Genomic DNA, 17,705 nt, shown 5'->3' with positions numbered 1-17,705 from the left:
CCGAATTCAGTGATGCACGCGATACTCGGTCGCCGCATTCAACTCCGCCTTTGCCTGACGAAGCAGCGTCTCGGCCTTCGATGCGTGGCCGCCGAAATCTTCATGGCCCGCGTGACGCTGCGCCTCCACGCGATTGATCGTGTCATCGATCATATGCAGCTCCGACTCGAAACCGGCGAAACGGCCCATTTGTTGCGCCATTGCATTGACAGCCGTGAGCGCGACGCTCGCGAAAACAAAGCCAGCTACGATACATTTCATTTCGAATTCCTTAGCGATGTGAGAAATGCCCGTCGGCTTGACGACAGGACGCGTCGCATGAAGGGCATCGCTTCGAATAAGGCGCCGCTTTGAAGCGCGCTGACGCCATCCACACACGAGGGTGTGTCGGCTGATTACGAGATGTCAGGCGCGCGTAAGCCCGTGCATAATGTGGAGCTAATAGAAGCGCAGCGACAATGCGTACATCGACAGGAGACGACCATGACAGCGGGCATGTACGAAGAAGGCCTTTCCAAAACGACCGCCAATTTCGCGGCGCTCACACCGCTCAACTTCATCGAGCGCGCGGCGTCGGTGTATCCGACGCGCCCCGCCATCGTGCATGGCGACGTGCGGCGCGACTGGTCCGAAACCTACGCGCGCACGCGGCGGCTCGCCTCGGCGCTCGTTGCACGCGGCATCGGTCCCGGCGATACCGTCGCCGCGATGCTGCCGAACACGCCCGAAATGGTCGAAGCGCACTTCGGCGTGCCGATGTCGGGCGCCGTGCTCAATACGCTCAACACCCGGCTCGACGCCGCCACGCTCGCCTACATGCTCACGCATGGCGAAGCGAAGGCCGTGCTCGTCGATCGCGAGTTCGCGGAGGTCATGAAGAAGGCGCTCGCGAACGTGCCGCAGAAAGTGCTCGTCATCGACATCGATGATCCGCAGTACACCGGCGCGGGCGAGCGCATCGGCGAGATCGACTATGAGGCGCTGCTCGCGAGCGGCGATCCCGAATACGACTGGTCGCCGCCATCGGACGAATGGAACGCCATCTGTCTGAACTATACGTCGGGCACGACGGGCAATCCGAAGGGCGTCGTCTATCACCATCGCGGTGCGTATACGAATGCCATCAGCAACGTGCTCGAATGGGACATGCCGACGCACGCCGTGTACCTGTGGACGCTGCCCATGTTTCATTGCAACGGCTGGTGCTTCCCGTGGACGGTCGCCGCGCGCGCGGGCGTGAACGTGTGCCTGCGCCGAGTCGATGCGAAATCCATCTTCGATCTGATCCGCAACGAAGGCGTCACGCACTATTGCGGCGCGCCGATCGTGCAGAATCTGCTCGTCAACGCGCCCGACGAAATGAAGACCGGCATCGAACAGAAAGTGAATGCGATGGTGGCGGGCGCCGCGCCCCCCGCCGCGATGATCGAAGGCATGGAGCGCATGGGCTTTCAGCTGACGCACGTGTACGGCCTCACCGAGGTTTATGGACCGGCCACCGTGTGCGCGCATCAGGCCGAATGGAGCGAGCTCGATATCGGCGAGCGCGCGCGGCTCAATGCGCGGCAGGGCGTGCGCTATCACCTGCAGGATGCCGTGACCGTGCGCGATCCGATATCGATGGAACGCGTGCCGTCGGATGGCGAAACCATCGGCGAGATCATGTTTCGCGGCAACATCGCGATGAAGGGTTATCTGAAGAATCCGGCCGCGACCGAAGAAGCGTTTCGCGGCGGCTGGTTCCATACGGGCGATCTGGCGGTCGAGTATCCGGACGGTTATGTTCGCATCAAGGATCGCAGCAAGGACATCATCATCTCGGGCGGCGAGAACATATCGAGCATTGAAGTGGAGGATGTGTTGTACCGGCATCCAGCGGTGCTCGCGGTGGCCGTCGTCGCGAAACCGGATGCGCGCTGGGGCGAAACGCCCTGCGCATTCGTCGAACTGAAAGCGGGCGCGCATGTCAGCGCGCAAGAGCTGATCGCGCATTGCAAGACGCAGCTCGCGGGCTTCAAGGTGCCGCGCGCGATCGAGTTCTGCGAGTTGCCGAAAACATCTACGGGCAAGATCCAGAAGTTCGAGTTGCGCAAGCGTGCGGGCTCGGTCGCGGCAATCGATGTCTGATGGAGAGCCTGAACATGAGCGAACTCGTTCTGATCGAACCCGATGCGTACGGCACGAAAGGCGTCGTCGGGCTCACGCTGAATCGGCCCGATGCGTTCAACGCGTTATCGGAAGCGATGCTCGAAGCGCTCGAACGCGCGTTGCAGGATATCGCCGATTCGGATGCGCGCGTGGTCGTGCTCGCGGGCGCGGGCCGCGCGTTCTGCGCGGGTCACGACATCAAGGAGATGCGCGCCGAGCCCGCACTCGATTACTATCGCGCGCTGTTCGCACGCTGCTCGCATATGATGCTCACGCTCCAGCGCATGCCGCAGCCGGTGATCGCGCGCGTGCATGGCATCGCGGCGGCGGCGGGCTGTCAGCTCGTCGCGATGTGCGATCTCGCGGTGGCGTCGAGCGATGCGCGCTTCGCCGTATCGGGCGTGAATCTCGGGCTCTTTTGCGCGACGCCGGGCGTGGCGCTCTCGCGCAACGTATCGCGCAAGGCCGCGTTCGAAATGCTCATGACCGGCGAGTTCATCGATGCAGTCACGGCGCGCGAACGCGGCCTCGTGAATCGCGTCGCAGCGCCCGATGCGCTCGACGATGCCGTGCGCTCGCTCGCCGCCACGATAGCCGCCAAACCGCGTGAGGCCGTCGCGGCGGGCAAGGGGCTGTTCTATCGGCAACTCGAAAGCGGCATCGAAGACGCATACGCGCTCGCATCGGAAACGATGGCCTGCAACATGATGGAAGACGCCACGCTCGAAGGCACGCAGGCGTTCGTCGAGAAGCGGCCGCCGCGCTGGGACTGAACGCGTCAGCTCACGTGTTCGACCGGATGTTTTTCGAGCCACGCGTTCTCGTCATCGCTGTACAGACGAGAGCGCGTGAGAAAGCGCAATCCGGATGGACGCTCCAGCGAAAACATGCCGCCGTTGCCCGGCACCGCATCGATGATGAGTTGCGTGTGCTGCCAATACTCGTATTGCGATTCGGTCATGTAGAACGGCACGCCGCCGATCGCGCCGAGCTTCACGTCCGAGCCGCCGACCATGAATTCCTTGACCGGAAAGCACATCGGCGCGCTGCCGTCGCAGCATCCGCCCGATTGATGAAACAGCACCTCGCCGTGCTCGGCCTTGAGCTTGCCGATCAAGTCGATCGCGGCGGGCGTCGCGGTCACGCGCAGCACTTCCTGTTCGCTCATGATGTCCCCGTGGTTCGAGTCGGCCGCCGCCGCAAACAGCGGCGGCCTCACACGCTTTAGAAGAAGCCGAGCGGCTTGTCGCTATAGCTGACGAGCATGTTCTTCGTCTGCTGATAGTGGTCGAGCATCATCTTGTGATTCTCACGTCCGATGCCCGACTGCTTGTAGCCGCCGAACGCCGCGTGCGCCGGATACGCGTGGTAGCAGTTGGTCCACACGCGTCCCGCCTGAATCGCGCGGCCGAAGCGATAGGCGCGCGTGCCGTCGCGCGTCCACACGCCCGCGCCGAGACCGTAGAGCGTATCGTTCGCGATCTCGAGCGCCTCTTCTTCCGTCTTGAAGGTCGTCACCGACAGCACCGGCCCGAAGATTTCTTCCTGGAAGATACGCATCTTGTTGTGGCCTTTGAAGACGGTCGGCTTGATGTAGTAGCCGTTCTTCAGCTCGCCGTCGAACGTGGCGCGCTCACCGCCTGAGAGGCACTGTGCGCCTTCCTGCTTGCCGAGATCGATATACGACAGGATCTTCTCCAGCTGCTCCTGCGATGCCTGCGCGCCGATCATCGTCTTCGTATCGAGCGGATGGCCCTGCGCGATCGCCGCGACGCGCTTCAACGCGCGTTCCATGAAGCGCTCGTAGATCGATTCCTGCACCAGCGCGCGCGACGGGCACGTGCACACTTCGCCCTGATTCAGCGCGAACATCGTGAAACCTTCGAGCGCCTTGTCGAAGAAACTGTCGTCGGCGTTCAGCACGTCTTCGAAGAAGATGTTCGGGCTCTTGCCGCCCAGCTCCAGCGTCACGGGAATCAGGTTCTGGCTCGCGTACTGCATGATGAGACGGCCCGTGGTGGTCTCGCCGGTGAAGGCGATCTTCGCGATGCGCTTGTTCGACGCGAGTGGCTTGCCCGCTTCCAGACCGAAGCCGTTCACGACATTCAGCACGCCCGGCGGCAACAGATCTCCGATCACTTCGAGCAGCACGAGAATCGACGCGGGTGTCTGCTCAGCCGGTTTCAGCACGACGCAGTTGCCCGCGGCGAGCGCCGGCGCAAGCTTCCACACGGCCATGAGGATCGGGAAGTTCCACGGAATGATCTGCCCGACGACGCCGAGCGGCTCATGGAAGTGATACGCGACCGTATCGTGATCGATCTCGGAGATGCCGCCTTCCTGCGAACGCGCCGCGCTCGCGAAATAGCGGAAGTGGTCGATTGCGAGCGGAATGTCCGCGGCCATCGTCTCGCGTAGCGGCTTGCCGTTGTCGATGGACTCGGCCAGGGCGAGCCGCGGCAGGTTCTGCTCCATGCGATCGGCGAGCTTGAGCAGCACGTTCGCGCGATCGGTGACGGAGGTCTTGCCCCACGATGCCTTCGCTGCATGCGCCGCGTCGAGCGCGGCTTCGATATCGGCTTCGCGCGAACGCGGAATCGACGTGAAGGGCTCGCCGGTGATCGGCGAGATGTTGTCGAAATACTCGCCGCCCGCGGGCGGCACCCACTTGCCGCCGATGTAGTTGCCGTACTGCTTTTTGTAGGGGTATTCGGTGCTCAGGAACTGCATCTCTGCGTGATTCATTTCTATGTGCTCCTCGCATGTCGACGTGAACGGGCCGGCGCTGCCGATGTCCGGCGCCGGTCGTTCCTGACTGCGAGTTCCGTGCCATCGCGCGCGCGCCGAACCGCCGAGCGGGAAAGGTGCATCGTCATGCGGTTCAGCGGTGCATCGTCAGGGTTTATACGAGGCCGATGTGAACTGTTCACATTCAGCACACTTGCCTCGCCCTGTAGCGATGCGATACAGCATCGCCCTCATCCGCGCGCGCCGCCGATCCTGCGGGCAAACGCTTATGGCACGAGTGTTCATATTGCAAAGCCTTTCACAGTTGTCTATGGTCATGCCAGCCGTGGCAAAGCGTCGCACCTATATGTCGTTTGATCGCATGTTTGGGTGGCGCGAAATGGCCTTGTGCCGGGCGATGCGGACCGCGTCGCCCGGCGCATGAACCACGGCGGGCTGCTTCCCGGCGACCCCGGGCGGCACCTCAAGCAAACGATGAGCGCGCACGTGCATGCATGACGCGCCACGGAGACCACAATGAACAGCACGATCAATCAAGGGGCCGCGCACGGCCCGACAGGTTTCTTTTCCAAGGAGGCGACCATCGCCCGGCCCGGCTTTTCGCGCTGGATGGTGCCGCCGGCGGCGCTCGCTGTTCACTTGTGCATCGGGCAGGCGTATGCGTTCTCGGTGTTCAATGCGCCGCTGACGAAGATCATCGGCATCACGAAGTCCGCGCCGGATGACTGGTCGCTGACGACGCTCGGCTGGATCTTCTCGCTCGCGATCGTGTTTCTCGGCCTGTCGGCGGCGTTCGCCGGCAAGTGGCTGGAGAAAGTCGGCCCGCGCCGCACGATGTTCACCGCCGCCTGCTGCTTCGGCGGCGGCTTTCTCGTCTCGGCGCTCGGCGTCTATCTGCATCAGATCTGGCTGCTTTATCTCGGCTATGGCGTGATCGGCGGCATCGGGCTGGGGCTTGGTTATGTGTCGCCGGTATCGACGCTGATCCGCTGGTTCCCGGACCGCCGCGGCATGGCGACCGGCATGGCGATCATGGGCTTCGGCGGCGGCGCGATGATCGCCGCGCCCGGCTCCGTCGCGCTGATGAACCACTTCAAGAGCGCGACCAGCGCCGGCGTCGCCGAAACGTTCGTCGTGCTCGGCGTGCTCTATTTCATCTCGATGACGATCGGCGCGCTCGCGATCCGCATTCCGGCGGCCGACTGGAAGCCTGCCGGCTGGACGCCGCCCGCGACCGCCAGCAAGATGATCACGAAGAACCACGTGCACATCGACCAGGCGCTGAAGACGCCGCAGTTCTATCTGCTGTGGCTCGTGCTGTTCCTGAACGTGACGGCGGGCATCGGTGTGCTCGGCCAGGCTTCGGTGATGATTCAGGAAAGCTTCAAGACGTCGATCACGGCGGGCGCGGCGGCGGGCTTCGTCGGGCTGCTTTCGCTCTTCAACATGGGCGGGCGCTTCGTGTGGGCGTCGGCGTCGGACTGGATCGGGCGGAAGAATACGTACTTCGTGTTCTTCGTTCTGGGCGCGGTGCTGTATTTTCTCGTGCCGCAATTCGCGGGCTCGGGCAACATCGCGCTCTTCGTGCTGGCTTACGGCCTGATCCTGTCGATGTACGGCGGCGGCTTCGCGACCATTCCCGCGTATCTCGCGGACATGTTCGGCACGGCGTTCGTCGGCGGCATTCATGGACGGCTGCTGACCGCGTGGGCCGCGGCGGGCGTGGCGGGACCGGTGCTCGTCAATTACGTGCGCGCGTATCAGGTGTCGCACGGCGTGGTCGGCGCAGAAGCGTACACGATGACGCTGCACATCATGGCCACGCTGCTCGTGATCGGCTTCCTCTGCAACCTGCTCGTCACGCGCGTGCATGAGAAGCACCACATGAACACGTCGGCGCAGGCCGCCGTTTGAGACTCTGGAGAGGAGATTCGCGATGAATACCCGCGTCAATACTCAGGAAGGTGGCTCGTCCAATAAAGGGCTGCTTCTGCTGTTCTGGGCGTATGTGCTGATTCCGCTCGCATGGGGCGTGACCAATACACTCACGCAGGCGATCAAGCTGTTTCAGTAACTCGGCAGGAAAGTTTTCGCGCGCCGGAGGGCCGGTTCTTCGATCGGCTCACGGCGCGCGTTCTGTTTGGCGGCTCGCTGACGGACTTCCGCAAGCGGCGCGCAGTGTTCTCAGTGGCCGCGCTCCTCCACCCTGTTCAGGCTGCGGCGGGCCAACACGCTCATGAAAAGCGTGCCGCTCACGAGTGCCGCCATATACATGCCAGCCATCATCCATTCAACTTCAGTCATGATCGTTCTCCTTCGAATTGAGCCGCGGCCGGGGCGCCGCGGGGGTGATTCACGCGATTGCAACTGCGTTCTGGCCTGATTTACGGCACGCGCGCGCAAAGGTTTAGCGCTGGCTGGAATGAACGACGTTGTCAGCACGTTGAAGGAGGATGCGAAAAGCGCACGAACGCAAAACCGATCGCGCGTTCGATTCGCAAACGTATGCGCTGCAAGCGCCTTGATCCGGGCACGGCGGCGCGGGTGAGCGTATCGTTCGACTAGCGCCGCAGAGCGCGCAACGACATCCCCACAGACAGAAAAACGGTCCACGACCATGAACACGTCACGCCGCAGCTTCATGATTTTCGGCATCGGCATGAGTTCGACGCTGTGGCTCACACGAGCCCGCGCCGATCTGCCGCACCTGAGCGAATCCGATCCGGCCGCCGCCGCCGTCGGCTACAAGGAGGACGCCGCGAAAATCGACAAGACGAAATACCCGAACTTCGCGGCGGACCAGAACTGCGCGAACTGCTCGTTGTATCAGGGCAAATCGAGCGACGCCTGGGGCGGCTGCACGCTCTTCAACGGCAAGCTCGTGGCCGGCAAGGGATGGTGCGCGTCCTGGACGAACATGTGACGCCGAATCAGCGCACCGAATACCCGGCGAAGCGCCAGACCTTGTCCGAGTCGAGGAAGAACGTCACCATCTCGCGCGACGACTGACTGGCCTGACTGAACTGGGTATCGAACAAGATGTTGGTGTACGAGCCGGCGGGCAGGTTGCCGGAGCCGTCGTAGCGATAGTGCTTGACGCCCATCGGCATGCGCATGCCCGGCGCGCCGAGCGGCGCGCGATCATGCGCGACCTTTTTCACGAAGTCATCGCGTGAAATGATCTGTTTCGCGATGGGCGAGCCCTGATCCCACACCTCGCCTGCCTTGTTCTGATCGATCAACCTGACGATGGCCAGCGCGACCTGCGCGATATCCTGGTCCTGCTTGTCGAGTGCGGCCTGCTGCTCCTTCGTGAGCGACTGGCCGGCGGCGCGTTGAACCGGCTGCGGCGCCGGCTGGGGCTGCTGCGCGTGGCACGCGATGCTGGTCGCGAGCAGCGCAAGCGCGGCTATGGAGAGTTTGATGTTTGCTTTCATGTTGCGGACGATGCTCTTTTCTGTTGTGCGGATTGTATCGCCGTCATCGGGATAGACGATAAGAAATACTTAGTTTCGCGAACTTGAAATTCTAATGACGTGCTTCACGTGCGCGAGCCCAATATCCCAAAAATCAGCTTGATGCAGTCCGCAGAACCATCCGCGTTACTTATGCCTCACACGCCTTCTTCGCGCGCAAGCCCGTATAACCCCTGCAACACCACCGCCCGCGCCTGACCGACGATCATCCCGCGCCAGACATCGTCATCGATATAGAACGCGGCGCGAATCTGCCGGCGAATGTCCGCCTTCAATTCATCCGGCGCGTCGGGGTGATGACGCACCCACACATCCGCACGCAGCATGTCGAGCATGTCGGTCAGCGGCACGGTGCCGTATTCGATCGCGATCGATGCGATCGCGGCATGCGCGCACGTCTGCCGCAAGGTATCGAGCAATGGTCCGGCGACATCGGCCGCGATCGACGTGCCATCCGACGGGCTCGTCACGTCCGCGCCCCACCAGCGACGCGCACGCGTCACATCGCCGACGCAGATCTTCGCGCCGAAGCCGCTCGGGCCGAGCCCCGTATGGAAGTCGATCCAGCCGATCGCCACGCAAGTTTCGCCATATTCCGCGAGCAGATCGCGCATCGTGCGCGTGCTCCACGCGGTCTGCGCGCCGCCGTAGAACATGCCTTGCGGATGCGAGTATTGCCCCGTCGTCACCGCTTGCTGATAGGCCCATTGACCACGCGTTTCGATGTACGAACGAATCGCCGCGACGTTCGCTTCGTCAGGCGGCCAGTGCGCGGGAATCAGCAGATCGTGCAGTTCCGCATAGCCCGCGTTCTGCGGCAACGGCCCGCTGAAATCCACGCTGTTCCGGTTCAGATCGACATTGCCTTCGGTCGTGCGGCTCAGATACGAAAAGCCATACGGATTGATCGCGTGAACGAGCAGCATCGCGACGCCGAGTTTTTCCATCAACGCGCGCAACGCATCGTCGCGCATCAATGCGATCTGCGCGCCCGAGCCGCAAAAGCCTTCGACGCCATGCGTCGCGGATGTCAGTACGAGCAGGCGCTTCGCATCGGCGGGACCGATACGCACGACATCGGTCGCGAGCGTCTCGCCTTCCAGACCCTCGATGCCTTCGAGCACGCGCGTATCGACCGCGAGTTGGCGCTCGGCGGCGGTATCGAGAAAACGCTGACGCGCCTCGCGGTAGGTCGATGAAAACATGTCCGCCTCCTCAAGCACGCGCGAGAAATTTTTCGACGAGCCGTACCCAATAAGTCGAGCCGAGCGTGAGCACGTCGTCGTTGAAGTCGTAGCTGCTGTTGTGCAGCGTGCACGGTCCGAGCCCATGCCCGTGCTCGCGATGCGCACCGACTCCATTACCGATGTACCCATAACAACCGGGCCGCTCCAGCAGCATGAACGAGAAGTCCTCCGCGCCCATCGTCGGGTCGACATTGGCGTTGACACGCTCAGCGCCAGCCACGTCGCGCATCACGCCCAGCGCGAAACGCGTTTCGGCTTCCGTATTCACCGTCGGCGGATAGTTGCGTACGAACCTGACCTCGGCCTTGCATCGATACGCCGTCGCCGTCGCCGCGACGATTTCCTTCATGCGCGTCTCGATCAGATCGAGCACGTCGACGGAAAACGTGCGCACGGTGCCCGCGAGCGTCGCGGTGGTCGGAATCGCGTTGACCGCGTGGCCCGCCTGCATCCGCGTGATCGAGAGCACGGCCGCGTCGATGGGCCGCTTGTTGCGCGTCACGATGCTCTGCAAACCCGTGCCGATCTGCAGCGCGGTGAATACGGGATCGACGCCATCGTGCGGAATCGCCGCATGCGAGCCCACGCCTTCGATGCGAATCTCGAACTCGTTGCTCGATGCCTGCGTCGCCCCGACGCGCGCGCCGAATTCGCCCGCCGCCATGCCCGGCCAGTTGTGCAGCGCGAACACGGCATCGACGGGAAAGCGCTCGAAAAGACCGTCGTCGATCATCGCCTTCGCGCCGCCGCCGCCTTCCTCGGCAGGCTGAAAGATGAACACCACCGTGCCGTCGAAATCGCGGTGCTTCGCGAGATATTGCGCGGCGCCGAGGAGCATCGCGGTGTGGCCGTCGTGGCCGCACGCGTGCATCTTGTTCTCGTGGCGCGACGCATGCGCGAACGTGTTCGATTCGGGAATGGGCAGCGCGTCCATATCGGCGCGCAGGCCGATCGCGCGTTTGCCCGTGCCCGTCTTCAAGACACCGACGACGCCCGTCTTGCCGAGCCCGCACGTCACTTCGATATCCCAGCTTGCGAGCTTTTGCGCGACCAGTTCCGCCGTGCGCGCTTCTTCGTAACAGAGTTCGGGATGGGCGTGGATATCACGGCGAATGGCCTGAATCTCGTCGCGCGACTGGGCGATCTCGGGAATGATCGACATGCTTTCCTCGTGTGTGATTGAATGACCCGAAGCATTGTCGATGGCGGGAAATAACAGCGAAAGCTGATATTTCTTGTCCGTGACTTAAGGAAAGCTTTAGCTTTCCTGCAGCGGCAGCGCGCCGCGCGAACGCGCGCGAATGCGCTCCTGCACGACGCTCATCACCGCGTGGCGATCGTGGATCTTGCGCTCCAGCATGCCGACGACACGGCGCGGCGTGTTCTTCGCGAGCGGCAGTACGCGCAATGCGGGATCGCTCGCCCACGAGCCGTATTCGAGCAACGGCACGACCGACACGCCCGCATCCTGCCGCACCAGTTCGACGATCACTTCCAGCGAATTCAGTTCGAGAAACTCGTTGACCGCGAGACGGTTGTGCTTGAGCGCGCGATCGATCAGCGCACCGGTACGCTGCGCGCGATCGAAACGCAGAAACGGCCGGCTCGCGAGCATGTCGGCGGCGCTCGCGGGCGCGCTGGCCGGCGTTCCGATCGCGACGAGCGGCTCCGAATAAAGCGGCGTCCAGTTGAGGCTTGCGGGCGTCTTGCCGGCCATTTCCACGATCACGGCGGCATCGATCTCGCCCGCCTCCACTTGCGGCGCGAGCGCGAGCGCCTTGCCGGTGAAGAGCCGCACATCGAGCCGTGGATACTGACCTTTCAATTCGGTGACGACGGAGGCGAGCGCGCCCATCGCCGAATCGACCGCGCCAATGGACACCGATCCGGCGATCTCGTCGTCGAGCCCGGTGAGCCGCATGCCGTCGTATAGCGCGACGATGCGTTCCGCCTGCGGCAAGACCTGCTTGCCGATGCTCGTCAGCCGGTTGGTGCGGCCCACGCGGTCGAAGAGCGGGCGTTTCAGATCGTCTTCGAGCGACTGCATTTGCATGCTCACCGCAGCCTGCGTGAGCGCGACTTTCTCGGCGGCCGCCGCAAACGAGCCGTATCGCGCGACGGCGATGAAGGTGCGCAAAAAGCGAATGTTGCTCATCGAGCCTTAGGGGCAAACCCCGATCGTTCGATCAGGTTTGCTTGAGTGTCAGTTCAGAAATTCTATATTTTCTTATTTCAACTCGGCGTAATGTTTGCGTGTTGCAGCGGCTCGCGTGCTTTGCCCGGCGAGCCAACAAAAATAGCGGATGTCGTCGCACCTGATCAATCGCCCCACGCAACGGAGTGCATTCGATGAGCACCGTACTACCCGCAGCCCACGCGGCCGAAGAGAATGCCGCGATCAACATGTCCGGCCGACGAGCCATCGTCGTATCGACCATCGGCAACGCGCTCGAATGGTTCGACTTCATGGTCTACGGCTTTTTCGCCGTCATCATCGCCAAGCTGTACTTTCCCGCAACGAATCCCACCATCTCACTCCTCGCGACCTGGGCCACCTTCGGCGTCGGCTTTCTGACGCGCCCGCTCGGCGGCATCGTGCTCGGCGCGGTCGCGGATCGCGTCGGCCGCAAGTCGGCGCTCACGCTGACCATCTCGCTGATGGCGGTCGGCATCGCGATCATCGCGTTCGCGCCGACCTATGCCGCGATCGGCATCGCCGCGCCGCTCTTGATGCTGCTCGGGCGTCTGATCCAGGGCTTCTCGGCGGGCGGCGAAGTGGGCTGCGCGACGGCGTTTCTCGTCGAATACGCGCCCGCCAACAGGCGCGGCTACTTCGGCAGCTTCCAGATGGTCGCGCAAGCCGCGGCGAGTCTCGCGGGTTCGTTCTTCGGCGCGGTGCTCACGCGCACGCTGAGCCCCGAGCACCTGAATAGCTCGGGCTGGCGTATTCCGTTCGTGATCGGTCTCCTGATCGTGCCGGTCGGTCTGTATCTGCGCTCGAAGCTCGACGAATCGCCCGTGTTCGTCGACAAGGCGCAGAAGAACGAACTGAGCGCGCGGCCGATCCGCGACACCGCCACGAAGCACTGGATGTCCGTGCTCGCGGGCTTCGGGCTCACGGTGTTCGGCACCATCGGCACGTACATCTTCCTGCTGTATCTGCCGACGCATGCCACGCGCGTGCTGCACATGGCGCTCACCGACGGCCTCATCAGCTCGACGATCGGCGCGCTCGTGTATCTCGTCTGCTGCCCGTTTTTCGGCCGCCTGTCGGACCGCATCGGCCGCAAGAAGCTGATGGGGACCGCGCTCGCACTGTCGCTGGTGACGGCGTATCCGATCTTCGCGGTGCTCACCGCGCATCCCAGTCTGCCGATGCTGATCGTCTGTCAGGCGCTGTTGATGACCTATCTCGGCATCTTTCAGGGCTGCTATCCCGCGTTCATCTCCGAACTGCTGCCTTCGAGCGTGCGCTCGACGGGCATCTCGGTGAGCTACAACGTCGCGGTGATGATTTTCGGCGGCTTTGCGCCGGCGATCGTGCAATGGCTGACGATGACCACGGGCGATCCGCTGTCGATCTGCTATTACGTGATCTTCGGCAGCGCGGTCGCGCTTCTGACGCTGTTCCCGCTGCGCGACCGTTATAGCGAAGCGCTGCGGTAAGCTCCGCTGCATCGCGGCCGGAAAGGAAGGAAAATGGGCCGGCCCGAACGGAACGCATGGAGAGTCGGCGCGCTTAAGTCTGATTTAAGAAAGCGCGCCTAGTCTGACGGCTGACCGATCCACCCCTCCTTCCGGCCGCGCAAGCGGCCATTTTTTTGGAACGACACGATGCAGATGATCCTTCGCCTGATCCTGATCCTCGTGGCCCTCGTCGCCTTCACGACGGTCGGCGTGTTCCTGCTTTCATTGTTCGCGCGCGCCGTGCTCACTCACTGAAGCACCTCGACGCCGTGGCGGGCATGCTTCGTGCGCCCGCTGCATGGCTGCCGTCCGCGCCAGCTTTCGATCGAGAAAGTTTCGCGGCGCGTGCCTATACTGGCTGAGTGTCGTCTTTCGCCGCATCGCCGGCGTTCGAAGGTCCTGCACGCGTTCGCGCAGACCCTTTCCCGCCGCCCTTCCCCCGCGCCATCGGCGCCCGACACTTCGCCGCATCTTCGCCTCTCTCACGTCCTGCCGCTTTGCCGCATCAGTGCAGCAGCGTGCTGCACTATTCAAGGAGATTGCTCGATGCCACAACGTCACATCCCCCAATCGAAAACCACGCACGCCGATACACCCAACAAGACCCGGCGCGCCAAGGCACTCGCACCGTCCCCCGCGCAGGCCGACGGCGCGACCGTCACGTTCACGATGACCGTCAATGGCCGCAGCGAGACGCTTTCGCTCGATCCGCGCACGACGTTATTAGATGCATTGCGCGAGCATCTTCATCTGACCGGCACGAAGAAGGGCTGCGATCACGGCCAATGCGGCGCATGCACCGTTCATGTGAACGGCCGCCGCGTGAACTCGTGCCTCTGTTTCGCGGCCGCGTGCGACGGCGACACCATCGCGACAATAGAAAGCATCGGCGAAGTGGAGGCGTTGCATCCGCTGCAGGCCGCGTTCGTCGAATGCGACGGCTATCAGTGCGGCTACTGCACGGCCGGTCAGTTGATGTCGGCGGTGGCGCTGCTCGATGAACCCATCGGCCCGAGCGACGATGACGTGCGCGAAGCCATGAGCGGCAACCTGTGCCGTTGCGGCGCTTATCAGAACATCGTCGCGGCGATCCAGTCGGTGCGCGCGAACAAGCCAACGGCTAAATAAGGAGCGCGCCATGGACATGTTTCAGCTCTCCCGCGCGCGCGACATGCGCGACGCGATCAATGCCGGCGCGCTCGCGCACACCGCGCAGCAAGGCGCGGAAGTGCGCTTTCTCGCGGGCGGCACGACGCTGCTCGATCTGATGAAGCTCAATGTCGAACGGCCGATGCGCGTGGTCGACATCAGCCGTCTGCCGCTCGACAAGATCGAGGCCACGGGCGATGGCGGCGTGCGCATCGGCGCGACTTCGCGCAACTCGGATCTCGCGCATCATCCGCTGATCCGCGATCGTTATGCAGTGCTGTCGCAGGCGGTGCTCGCGGGCGCATCCGTGCAGCTGCGCAACATGGCGACGACCGGCGGCAACATGCTGCAACGCACTCGTTGCATGTATTTCCGCGATACGACATCGCCATGCAACAAGCGCGAACCGGGCAGCGGCTGCTCGGCGATTCAGGGCGTCAATCGCATGATGGCGATTCTCGGCACGAGCGAATCGTGCATCGCGAGCAATCCGTCGGACATGTGCGTCGCGCTGCAGGCGCTCGAAGCGACGGTGCATATCGAAGGCACGGGCGGCAAGCGCGCGGTTCCGATCGACGAATTCTTCCTGCTGCCCGGCGACACGCCCGATCGCGAGAACGTGCTCGATGCGGGCGATCTCGTCACGCACGTAACTCTCCCGCCGATGGTCGAAGGCGCGCGCTCGTTCTATCTGAAGCTGCGCGATCGCGCGTCGTATGAGTTCGCGCTGGCGTCGGCGGGCGTCGTGATCGGCGTGAAGGATGGGCGCATCGCGCACGCGCGCGTGGGTCTGGGCGGCGTCGGCACGAAGCCGTGGCGATCGCGCGAGGCGGAACAGGAACTGCTGAACGCCGCGCCCGACGACGCCACGTTCAAACGCGCCGCCGATGCCGCGCTCGCCGATGCGAAACCGCAAAGCGAGAACGGCTTCAAGGTCGAGCTGTCGACGCGCTGCATCGTGCATGCGCTGAAGATGGCTACGTCCGCGTCCTGAACCCGACCGAGGAACCGAACATGTCCACCGCGCCCGACATCACGCAGTCCTTCATTGGACGGCCCCAGTCGCGCATCGACGGACCGCTGAAGGTCTGCGGCCGCGCGACTTATACCTCCGACGTCGACCTGCCCGGCATGCTGTATGCCGTGCCGGTCGGCGCCACCATTGCGAGCGGCAGGATCACGTCGCTCGAATTCGCCGCGGCAGAAGCCATGCGCGGCGTGAAGCTGATTCTTCATCGCGGCAATATCGGCCGCTTTTATCGCATCTCCGGGAATTCGATCGATACCGGTTTCGTCGACGAGAACCGCCCGCCCTTCGACGACGACATCATTCGCTATTACGGGCAGTACGTTGCGCTCGTCGTGGCGGATACGTTCGAAGCGGCGAGCGCCGCGGCCGCCGCGGTCAAGGTCGGCTACGACAGGACGCCGCACGACGTGAGCGCGACGCTCGACGCCAGCAAAAAGCTCGACGTGCACAGCGAACGCGGCGACCCCGACAAGGCTTTTGACGACGCGCCCGTGAAGATCGACGAGAACTACGTGACGCCGGTCGAAACGCATAACCCGATCGAGCTGCACGCGACTATCGCGCACTGGAACGGCGAAAGTTATACGTTCTACGAAACGAGTCAGGCCGTCGCCAATCATCAGGGCACGCTGATGCAGATGATGGGTTTGCCCAAGGAGAAAGTGCGCGTGATCTCGCGCTATCTCGGTTCGGGCTTCGGCGGCAAGCTCTGGATGTGGCCGCATTCGCTCCTCGCCGCAGCTGCGACGCGGCAACTCGAGCGGCCCGTGAAGCTCGTGCTCTCGCGCAAGATGATGTTCCAGAACGTCGGGCACAGGCCGACCACGCAGCAGCGCGTGCGGCTCGCCGCGACGCAGGACGGCAAGCTCGTGTCGTTGCAGCATGACTTCGTGAATCACGAAGCGATCGACGACGATTACACGGAAGACTGCGGCGAAGCGACGCCGTCGATGTACAGCACGCCCAATCTTCGCGTGACGGGCGGCACGGTGAAACGCAATGTCGGCTCACCCACGTCGATGCGCGGACCCGGCGCGGTGCCCGGACTGTTCGCGCTCGAATCGGCGATGGACGAGCTGGCCATCGCGTTGAAGATGGACCCGGTCGAGCTGCGCTTGCGCAACGAACCGAGCGTCGATGAAAGCAGCGGTTTGCCGTTTTCGTCGCGGCATTTCGTCGAATGCCTGAAGACGGGCGCGGAGAAATTCGGCTGGTCGAAGCGCACGCCCGACATCGGCTCGATGAAGCGCGATGGCCTCGTGCTCGGCTGGGGCGTCGGCGCGTGCAGCTGGCCGGGCCTGCGTTTCTCGGCGGACGCCACCGTCGATCTGCGCGCGGACGGCACCGCGCGTGTCGCGTGCGGCACACAGGATATCGGCACGGGCACGTACACGATCCTCGCGCAGCTCGTCGCGGAGCATACGGGCATTCCGCTCGACAGAATCGAAGTCGGTCTGGGCGATACATCGTTGCCGCTCGGGCCGGTGTCGGGTGGATCGGCGGCGACGGCATCGGTGATTCCGGCGGTATCGGATGCGGTGCGCGCGGCCATCAAGACGCTGCTCGCGCGCGCCGCGAAGACGGAGGGATTGCCGTTCGCGGGCGTCAAGGCGGAAGAACTCGCGCTGAGCGGCGGCCATGTGCATCGCAAGAACGAGCGGCCCGAAAGCGGCGTGCCGTTCGCACGCATTCTCGAAGCCGCGAAGCTGCATGCGGCATCGGGCAGCGGCAGCGCAAAAGGCGGCTTCGACGATCCGCTGAAGAAGAAGTGGTCGATCCATTCGTTCGGCGCGCACTTCGCGGAAGTGACGTGGGAACCCGCGACCGCGCGCCTGCGCGTGAGCCGCGTCGTGACCGTGATCGATGCGGGCAAGATCCTCAATCCGCGCGCGGGGCGCAATCAGATCGAAGGCGCGGTGGTGATGGGCGTCGGCATGGCGCTGTTCGAGCATACGGTCTACGACGAACGCAGCGGCGCGCCTGTCAATAGCAGCCTGGCCGACTACGTCGTAGCGACCAATGCCGATACGCCGAAGATGGACGTCACGTTCCTCGATTACCCCGATACGGTCTTCAACGAACTCGGCGCGCGCGGGATCGCGGAGATCGGACTGGCGGGAATCGCGGCGGCGATCACCGGCGCGGTGTATCACGCGACGGGGGTGCGGGTGCGCAAACTGCCGGTGATGATCGAGGATTTGCTGAAGGCGTAGTCGCAGG

General features: G+C 63.6%; 16 protein-coding genes. 9 read left to right on the top strand and 7 right to left on the bottom strand.

Going from position 1 to position 17,705, the window contains the following annotated elements:
* Positions 1–6: 6 nt before the first annotated feature.
* A complete protein-coding gene (locus AWB80_RS03620; RefSeq protein ID WP_061173272.1) occupies positions 7–261 on the bottom strand; it encodes a hypothetical protein in 255 nt (84 codons plus the stop codon).
* A gap of 222 nt (positions 262–483) precedes the next feature.
* Here AWB80_RS03620 and AWB80_RS03615 point away from each other — a divergent pair, with 222 nt between their 5' ends.
* Positions 484–2,127 (top strand): acyl-CoA synthetase, encoded by a 1,644-nt coding sequence (locus tag AWB80_RS03615; protein WP_061173271.1) that lies wholly within the window; start codon positions 484–486, stop codon positions 2,125–2,127.
* 14 nt (positions 2,128–2,141) lie between these two features.
* Positions 2,142–2,921 (top strand): enoyl-CoA hydratase, encoded by a 780-nt coding sequence (locus AWB80_RS03610; protein WP_061173523.1) that lies wholly within the window; start codon positions 2,142–2,144, stop codon positions 2,919–2,921.
* Between the two features lie 5 nt (positions 2,922–2,926).
* Here AWB80_RS03610 and AWB80_RS03605 read toward each other — a convergent pair whose 3' ends face one another.
* Both AWB80_RS03605 and adh read right to left on the bottom strand, forming a co-directional pair.
* The gene (locus AWB80_RS03605; RefSeq protein ID WP_061173522.1) at positions 2,927–3,316 is read right to left on the bottom strand and encodes a DUF779 domain-containing protein; all 390 of its coding nucleotides are present in this window, start codon (positions 3,314–3,316) and stop codon (positions 2,927–2,929) included.
* Between the two features lie 56 nt (positions 3,317–3,372).
* Complete coding sequence (gene adh, locus AWB80_RS03600) at positions 3,373–4,893, bottom strand: aldehyde dehydrogenase (protein WP_061173270.1); 1,521 nt, start codon at positions 4,891–4,893, stop codon at positions 3,373–3,375.
* A gap of 519 nt (positions 4,894–5,412) precedes the next feature.
* Here adh and AWB80_RS03590 point away from each other — a divergent pair.
* The 3 genes from AWB80_RS03590 to AWB80_RS03575 all read left to right on the top strand — a co-directional run bounded on the left by AWB80_RS03590 (position 5,413) and on the right by AWB80_RS03575 (position 7,819).
* Positions 5,413–6,810 carry an L-lactate MFS transporter gene (locus AWB80_RS03590; RefSeq protein ID WP_061173268.1) on the top strand — a complete coding sequence of 466 codons (1,398 nt, stop codon included), beginning with the start codon at positions 5,413–5,415 and terminating at the stop codon, positions 6,808–6,810.
* A gap of 22 nt (positions 6,811–6,832) precedes the next feature.
* On the top strand, positions 6,833–6,970 hold the full coding sequence (locus tag AWB80_RS03585) for an MFS transporter small subunit (RefSeq protein ID WP_061173267.1): 138 nt from the start codon (positions 6,833–6,835) through the stop codon (positions 6,968–6,970).
* 543 nt (positions 6,971–7,513) lie between these two features.
* Complete coding sequence (locus tag AWB80_RS03575; RefSeq protein WP_061173265.1) at positions 7,514–7,819, top strand: high-potential iron-sulfur protein; 306 nt, start codon at positions 7,514–7,516, stop codon at positions 7,817–7,819.
* Between the two features lie 7 nt (positions 7,820–7,826).
* On the opposite strand, the gene AWB80_RS03570 is transcribed toward AWB80_RS03575, so the two are convergent.
* From AWB80_RS03570 to AWB80_RS03555, 4 genes are all read right to left on the bottom strand, one after another.
* The gene (locus AWB80_RS03570) at positions 7,827–8,333 is read right to left on the bottom strand and encodes a DUF4019 domain-containing protein (RefSeq protein WP_061173264.1); all 507 of its coding nucleotides are present in this window, start codon (positions 8,331–8,333) and stop codon (positions 7,827–7,829) included.
* A gap of 176 nt (positions 8,334–8,509) precedes the next feature.
* Positions 8,510–9,577, bottom strand: a complete 1,068-nt coding sequence (locus tag AWB80_RS03565; RefSeq protein ID WP_061173263.1) for a M14 family metallopeptidase — start codon at positions 9,575–9,577, stop codon at positions 8,510–8,512.
* Positions 9,578–9,587: 10 nt separating this feature from the next.
* Positions 9,588–10,781, bottom strand: coding sequence for a M20 aminoacylase family protein (locus tag AWB80_RS03560; protein ID WP_061173262.1), 1,194 nt, complete (start codon positions 10,779–10,781; stop codon positions 9,588–9,590).
* Between the two features lie 96 nt (positions 10,782–10,877).
* Positions 10,878–11,774: a LysR substrate-binding domain-containing protein gene (locus AWB80_RS03555; protein ID WP_061173261.1), complete on the bottom strand. Its 897-nt coding sequence runs from the start codon at positions 11,772–11,774 to the stop codon at positions 10,878–10,880.
* Between the two features lie 194 nt (positions 11,775–11,968).
* Here AWB80_RS03555 and AWB80_RS03550 point away from each other — a divergent pair, with 194 nt between their 5' ends.
* The 4 genes from AWB80_RS03550 to AWB80_RS03535 all read left to right on the top strand — a co-directional run bounded on the left by AWB80_RS03550 (position 11,969) and on the right by AWB80_RS03535 (position 17,698).
* Entirely contained in the window at positions 11,969–13,285 is a 1,317-nt protein-coding gene (locus AWB80_RS03550) for an MFS transporter (protein ID WP_061173260.1), read from the top strand.
* A 567-nt stretch (positions 13,286–13,852) separates the two neighbouring features.
* Positions 13,853–14,434 (top strand): (2Fe-2S)-binding protein, encoded by a 582-nt coding sequence (locus AWB80_RS03545; RefSeq protein ID WP_061173259.1) that lies wholly within the window; start codon positions 13,853–13,855, stop codon positions 14,432–14,434.
* 10 nt (positions 14,435–14,444) lie between these two features.
* Positions 14,445–15,449 (top strand): FAD binding domain-containing protein, encoded by a 1,005-nt coding sequence (locus tag AWB80_RS03540; RefSeq protein ID WP_061173258.1) that lies wholly within the window; start codon positions 14,445–14,447, stop codon positions 15,447–15,449.
* A 20-nt stretch (positions 15,450–15,469) separates the two neighbouring features.
* Complete coding sequence (locus AWB80_RS03535; RefSeq protein ID WP_061173257.1) at positions 15,470–17,698, top strand: xanthine dehydrogenase family protein molybdopterin-binding subunit; 2,229 nt, start codon at positions 15,470–15,472, stop codon at positions 17,696–17,698.
* Positions 17,699–17,705 lie beyond the last annotated feature (7 nt).

The organism is Caballeronia pedi, from assembly GCF_001544915.2.
Taxonomy (GTDB): domain Bacteria; phylum Pseudomonadota; class Gammaproteobacteria; order Burkholderiales; family Burkholderiaceae; genus Caballeronia; species Caballeronia pedi.
Note: the sequence above shows the minus strand (reverse complement) of the source record. Positions and strands in the feature narration are given on the sequence as shown.